The sequence below is a fragment of the Streptomyces sp. NPDC004561 genome (genome assembly GCF_053602155.1).
This window is the reverse complement of sequence record NZ_JBSGDB010000559.1, coordinates 1-5,308: the sequence shown is the minus strand read 5'-3', so window position 1 is coordinate 5,308 and position 5,308 is coordinate 1. Positions and strand designations below refer to the sequence as shown.

The window sequence follows — 5,308 nt, the reverse complement described above, 5'->3', positions numbered from 1 at the left end:
CTCGCCCGCCCCCCGCAGGCCGGCCGCCACCTCTACGCCGACCTCGGCCCGCTCCGCGAAGCGCTCGCCGGCCAGGGCGTGGGCGACGCACAGGAACTGGAGGACCTCCTCACCGCCCGGCTCGGCATGCCCGCCCCCGGCGGCCACCGCTTCGGCGACGACCTCGGGGCGCTGCGGGTGCGGCTCGCCACCGGGCCCCTGCTGGGGGGCACGGACGAGGAACGCAGGGAATGCCTCGCCTCACCCGCACCGTTGGAACTGCCGCATGTGCACAGCGCGTTGAACTCCTTGAGGTCGGTCTTCGACGATCTCCGCGACGACGCTCAGCGATGGGAGCCCCCTCGATGACGCAGCAGACGCACGAGCCCGGATCGGCCCCGACGACGACCACCACGACCGCCGAGACGACCACGGAGACCGTGCAGACCGCCCGGAGTCCGGCGGCCACGACGACCGCGACGACCCGGCCGGCCGGCCCCGCCGCCCCTGCCGCGCCCCCTTTCCCCCCGCTGGCCGAGCCCCGCCCCCTGGGCGAACACCGGGTGTGGCCGCGCACGTTCCACGACCGGCTGACCGCACCGCTGCCCGGCCTCAAGGGTCTCGCCCGGTTCGCCCGCGAAGGCGCCGTACGCCCCGACCCGAAGGGCCTGGCCGACATCCCCCGACTGCCGTTCGAGCCCGCCCCGTTGCCCCGCGCCGGCGCCCGCACGCTCGCCGTCACCTGGGCGGGACACGCCAGTTGGATCGTCCAGGTGGGCGGCCTGACCGTGCTCACCGACCCCGTCTGGTCCCGCCGCATCCTCGGCACCCCGGCCCGGATCACGCCCGTCGGCGTGCCCTGGGACACCCTGCCCCGCATCGACGCCGTGGTCATCAGCCACAACCACTACGACCACCTGGACGCCCCCACGCTGCGCAGACTCCCGCGCGACACACCGGTGTTCGCGCCGGCCGGGCTCGGCCGCTGGTTCCTCCGGCGCCGCTTCACCCGCGTGACGGAGCTGGACTGGTGGGAGGGGGCCGAACTGTCCGGCGTCCGCTTCGACTTCGTGCCCGCCCACCACTGGTCCAAGCGCACCCTGACCGACACCTGCCACAGCCTCTGGGGCGGCTGGGTCCTCACCGCCCCCGGCGCCCAGCGCGTCTACTTCGCCGGCGACACCGGCTACGGCCACTGGTTCTCCCGTATCGGCCGCCGCTACCCGGGCATCGACCTCGCCCTCATGCCCATCGGCGCCTACGACCCGCGCTGGTGGCTGAGCGACGTCCACTGCGACCCCGAGGAAGCGGTCCGGGCCACCCTCGACCTCGGCGCCCGCCGCATGGCCCCCATGCACTGGGCCACCTTCGTCCTCTCGGCGGAACCCGTCCTCGAACCCCTCCGGCGGGCGCGGGCGGCCTGGGAGAAGGCGGGGCTGGCACGCGAAGACCTGTGGGACCTCCCGGTGGGAGCCTCGAAGGTGCTGGAACCCGGCGCTCCGTAAGGGGAGCGGGCAACCACGGCGCATCCGCGCCCCGCGGTCGGCGCACACCCCGGCGGCGCTACCGGAACCGCCGCACCACGCCCGGCACCACGCTGATCACCACGGTCAGCGCGACCGCCACCACCACACCCTCCCACGGCTCCCTGAACAGCGACCCGCCCAGAATCCCGATCACCTGGTACGTGACCGCCCACGCCAGACACGCGGGCAGGTTCCCCCGCGCGAACCTGCCCAGCGGCCAGTCGGCCAGCAGACAGGCCAGCATCACGGGTATTCGCCCCGCGGGGACCAGCCGGGACAGCACCAGCACCGCGATCCCGTGCTCGGCCAGCTTCCCCCGCGCCTGCGCCAGCCGCTCCTCCGGCGCCCGCGACCGTATCGCCTCCAGCCAGCGGGAGCCGTTCTTCGAGCGCATCCCGCGCCGCCCCAGCCAATAGAGGGCCGCGTCCCCCAGGAACGCGGCCGCGGACGCCGTGACGAACACCAACGCCATTGAGAACGGCGCCGTCTGATGGAACGCCACCACCGCCGCCGAACTCACCAGCGCCCCGGTCGGCACCACCGGGACCAGCGCACCGATCAGCACCAGCAGGAACAACGACGGATACCCGAGCGCCTGCTGCGTCGACTCCAGGGGCACGCCCGGCGTGGGAGCGGCGGCGAGCGTCGCGGCGGAGGACAGCCACCTCACCGGGCGGCCGCCAGCCGCACACTCTCCCCGTGGCCGAGCCTGTGCACCGCCACCTCCGGGGCGGCCTCGGCGGCGAGACGGACGAACTCGTCGCCGGGCGCGTGGAACTCGTGCGGACGCACGGCGTCCATGCCGATCGGCCAGTACGTCCCGTAGTGCACCGGCACCGCGGCCCGCGGCTCCAGCCGGGCCAGCGCCCGCGCCGCCCGCCCCGGGTCCAGATGCCCCTCCCCGAGGAACGGGCCCCAGCCGCCCACCGGCAGCAGCGCCACGTCCACCGGACCGACCCGCTCGGCCATCGCGTCGAACAGCCCGGTGTCCCCGGCGAAGTAGGTCCGCGCCCCGCCCTCGACCACGAAGCCCAGCGCGGGCGAGCGGTGCGGGCCCACCGGTAGCCGCCGTCCGTCGTGCCGCGCGGGCACCACCCGCACCAGCAGCTCGCCGACACGTGTCTCGTCCCCCGGGGCGACCTCGGTGAGCCGCAGGTGCCGCAGCCGGCGCAGACCGGGCACCGCCCGTGGTGCGCCCCGGGGCACGAGCAGGCGCGTGCCCGGGTCCAGAGCGGCCAGGGAGGGCAGATGCAGATGGTCCGCGTGCAGATGGGAGACGAGCACCACGTCAGCCCGCCGGGCCTCGGCGGGCGGCACGGCACCCCGCCGGCGGCGCAGATGCGCGAGCCGGCGTGCGAACAGGGGATCGGTGAGCACCCGCGTGTTCGCATCCTCCACCGTGCAGGTGGCGTGACCCCACCAGGTGATCTCCACCGGCACCTTCTTCGCCTCCTTCACACGACTCCCCGAAGCCTACGGGCAGGAGTAGGGTCGGCGGCGAAACCCGGAGGTGAGGGGGGACGCCATGGGACAGCTGCGGGGTGCCTCCGACGCGCTCACGCCGGTGCGGGTGACCGCCATCGCGAGCCTGACACCCCTGGAGGAGCTGGAGGCCGACCCCTTCCTGGTGGACTCCCGCAGCCAGCACGCGATGTGCGCCCGCTGGGCCGCCGAGCGCGGCTACGTGGTGGTGCGCGAACTTCTGGTCGGCGGGCTGCGTTTCGACCACTGCGCGCTGTGGGACGGGGTGCGCCCCGGGGTGGACGTGTTCGTCGCGCCCAGCCTGCGGGTGCTGCGCCGGGCCCTGTCCTCGGTGGAGGAGTTCACCGCCGAGTGCGCGCGGCGCGGTGTGCGGGTGGAGACGGTGGGGCGGGCCGAGCCGTCGTACGACGCGCAGATGAAGGCGCGGGTGCACCGCAGGCTGTCCATGCCGACGGCCGGCTACGACGGGCGATGACCTCCCGGTGACCCCTTCCGGCGGCCTTTGCCCCGTGTGACAGGGTGGGAACCGGCCCCGGCCGCCCGGACGCGGCGGGACAGGGTCCCCGCCCGGCGGGTGGGGGAGGGGCGGAACGGAGGATGCGCGGGACGTGCGGTGGCGGCGGATCGCCAGTCAGATCGGGCGGAGCCTCGCCGTATGGGCGGTCTCCACGGTCACCATGCTGGCACTCGCCGGGCTCCTGCCCGACTTCCGGCTCCAGTCCGCCGACGGCGACAGCGGCACCCGCATCGCCGTCACCGCAGCGTGCGGCGCCGGCGCCTTCGGTGTGCTGTCGGCCGTGGTGTGGCCCCTGCTGGTCCGGCTGCTGCTGCTCGTGCCCGCCCTCGTGCTCGGCCTGCTGGTCTTCTTCCTCAACGGCTCCCTGCTGCTGCTCGCCCTGCACATCAACCCCTCGGGCCGGGGCGAGGTGGCGCCGGAGACCGCCGTCGTCGTGGCCGCCGTCATGTCCGCCGTCGCCTCGGCCACCGGTGGCGCCCTCGCCGTACGCGACGACGAGGCCTACCGGCGCCGCCTGCACCGCCTCGCCGCCCGCCGCCGCAGACCGGAGCCGCCCTGTTCCGAGGCCCCCGGCCTGCTCCTCGTCCAGCTCGACGGCGTCGGCCACGACGTGCTCACCGCCGCGGTCCACAAGGGTCTGATGCCGACGGTCGCCCGCTGGCTGGCGGCCGGCGCCGGCGCCTCACCCACCCACCGCCTCACCCCCTGGCGCACCGACTGGTCCAGCCAGACCGGCGCCAGCCAGCTCGGCATCCTGCACGGCAGCACCTACGACGTGCCCGCCTTCCGCTGGTACGAGAAGGACCGGGGGGAGGTGATGGTGTGCAACCGGCCGGCGAGCGCGGCCGAGCTGCAGCGCCGCGCCGTCGAGCGCACCGGCGACGGCGGACTGCTCACCGTCGACGGCGCGAGCCGCGGCAACCTGTTCAGCGGCGGCGCCGGCGAACAGGCCCTCGTGCTGTCCATAGCCGCCCGCCGCCGCGGCCGGGAGAACCGTTCCCGCGCCGGTTACTTCGCCTACTTCTCGGACCCCGCCAATGCCGTCCGCACGGCCCTCTCGTTCGTCGCGGAGGTCGCCCGCGAGGCGGGCCAGTCCCTCCGCGCCCGGATCAGGCGGCAGCGCCCGCGCGTGAGCCGCGGCGGCCTCTACCCGCTGGTGCGCGCCTTCGCCACCGTCGTCGAACGGGACGTGGTCGTCGCCGCGGTGATGGGCGACCTGCTCGCCGGCCGCACCGCCGTCTACGCCGACCTCGTCGCCTATGACGAGGTCGCCCACCACTCCGGCCCGTACAGCCGGGACGCCGAGAAGGTCCTCCAGCGCCTCGACCGGTCCCTCGCGCTGCTCGAACGGGTCGCCGAGCACGCCCCGCGCCCCTACCGGACCGTCGTCCTCTCCGACCACGGCCAGAGCCCCGGCGAGACCTTCCGCGCCCGCTACGGCCTCACCCTCGCCGACCTGGTCCGGGCCGGCTGCGGACTGCCCGTGTCCCGCCGGGCCGAACGCACCCGCAGCGGTGCCGAGGCCCGCGCCGCCGTCCGGGCGGCGCTGCGCAGGCCAGTGGAGGAGCGGGCCGGGCACCGCCTGCCGGGCCGCGGCTCCGAGCCGGTCGTGCTGGCCTCCGGCAACCTCGGCCTGGTCTCCTTCCCGGACGTCGACCACCGCATGACCAGGGAGGAGATCGACGCCCGCCATCCGGGCCTGCTCAGCACCCTCGCCGACCACCCCGCCGTTCGAGCTGACCGAGCGCGACGGCCGCTGGTACGGCCGCGGGAGCGCCGACTGCAAGGGCGGCGCTGCGGGGCC

Annotated in this window: 4 protein-coding genes and 3 pseudogenes; 5 read left to right on the top strand and 2 right to left on the bottom strand. The window is 75.4% G+C overall.

Going from position 1 to position 5,308, the window contains the following annotated elements; translation table 11 throughout:
- Both ACWEN3_RS40695 and ACWEN3_RS40690 read left to right on the top strand, forming a co-directional pair.
- Positions 1-348, top strand: a pseudogene (locus ACWEN3_RS40695) (pyridoxal phosphate-dependent aminotransferase); the annotation flags it as partial.
- Entirely contained in the window at positions 345-1,484 is a 1,140-nt protein-coding gene (locus tag ACWEN3_RS40690; RefSeq protein WP_452982025.1) for an MBL fold metallo-hydrolase, read from the top strand. The pseudogene ACWEN3_RS40695 and the gene ACWEN3_RS40690, both read left to right, overlap by 4 nt.
- A 58-nt stretch (positions 1,485-1,542) precedes the next feature.
- Here ACWEN3_RS40690 and ACWEN3_RS40685 read toward each other — a convergent pair whose 3' ends face one another.
- A complete protein-coding gene (locus ACWEN3_RS40685; RefSeq protein WP_452982022.1) occupies positions 1,543-2,175 on the bottom strand; it encodes a DedA family protein in 633 nt (210 codons plus the stop codon).
- Positions 2,172-2,945, bottom strand: a complete 774-nt coding sequence (locus tag ACWEN3_RS40680) for an MBL fold metallo-hydrolase (RefSeq protein WP_452982028.1) — start codon at positions 2,943-2,945, stop codon at positions 2,172-2,174. Before ACWEN3_RS40680 ends, ACWEN3_RS40685 begins: the two co-directional genes overlap by 4 nt.
- An 85-nt stretch (positions 2,946-3,030) precedes the next feature.
- Here ACWEN3_RS40680 and ACWEN3_RS40675 point away from each other — a divergent pair, with 85 nt between their 5' ends.
- The 3 genes and pseudogenes from ACWEN3_RS40675 to ACWEN3_RS40665 all read left to right on the top strand — a co-directional run.
- Positions 3,031-3,462 carry a hypothetical protein gene (locus tag ACWEN3_RS40675; RefSeq protein WP_452982019.1) on the top strand — a complete coding sequence of 144 codons (432 nt, stop codon included), beginning with the start codon at positions 3,031-3,033 and terminating at the stop codon, positions 3,460-3,462.
- Positions 3,463-3,595: 133 nt separating this feature from the next.
- Positions 3,596-5,236, top strand: a pseudogene (locus tag ACWEN3_RS40670) (phage holin family protein); the annotation flags it as partial.
- Positions 5,226-5,308 (top strand): annotated as a pseudogene (locus ACWEN3_RS40665) (M20/M25/M40 family metallo-hydrolase); the annotation flags it as partial. The pseudogenes ACWEN3_RS40670 and ACWEN3_RS40665, both read left to right, overlap by 11 nt.

What these genes read in the sequence shown, in the direction of transcription:
- ACWEN3_RS40675 (WP_452982019.1), top strand. Translation starts at nt 3,031, where the DNA reads ATGGGACAGCTGCGGGGTGCCTCCGACGCGCTCACGCCGGTGCGGGTG.
- ACWEN3_RS40690 (WP_452982025.1), top strand. Translation starts at nt 345, where the DNA reads ATGACGCAGCAGACGCACGAGCCCGGATCGGCCCCGACGACGACCACC.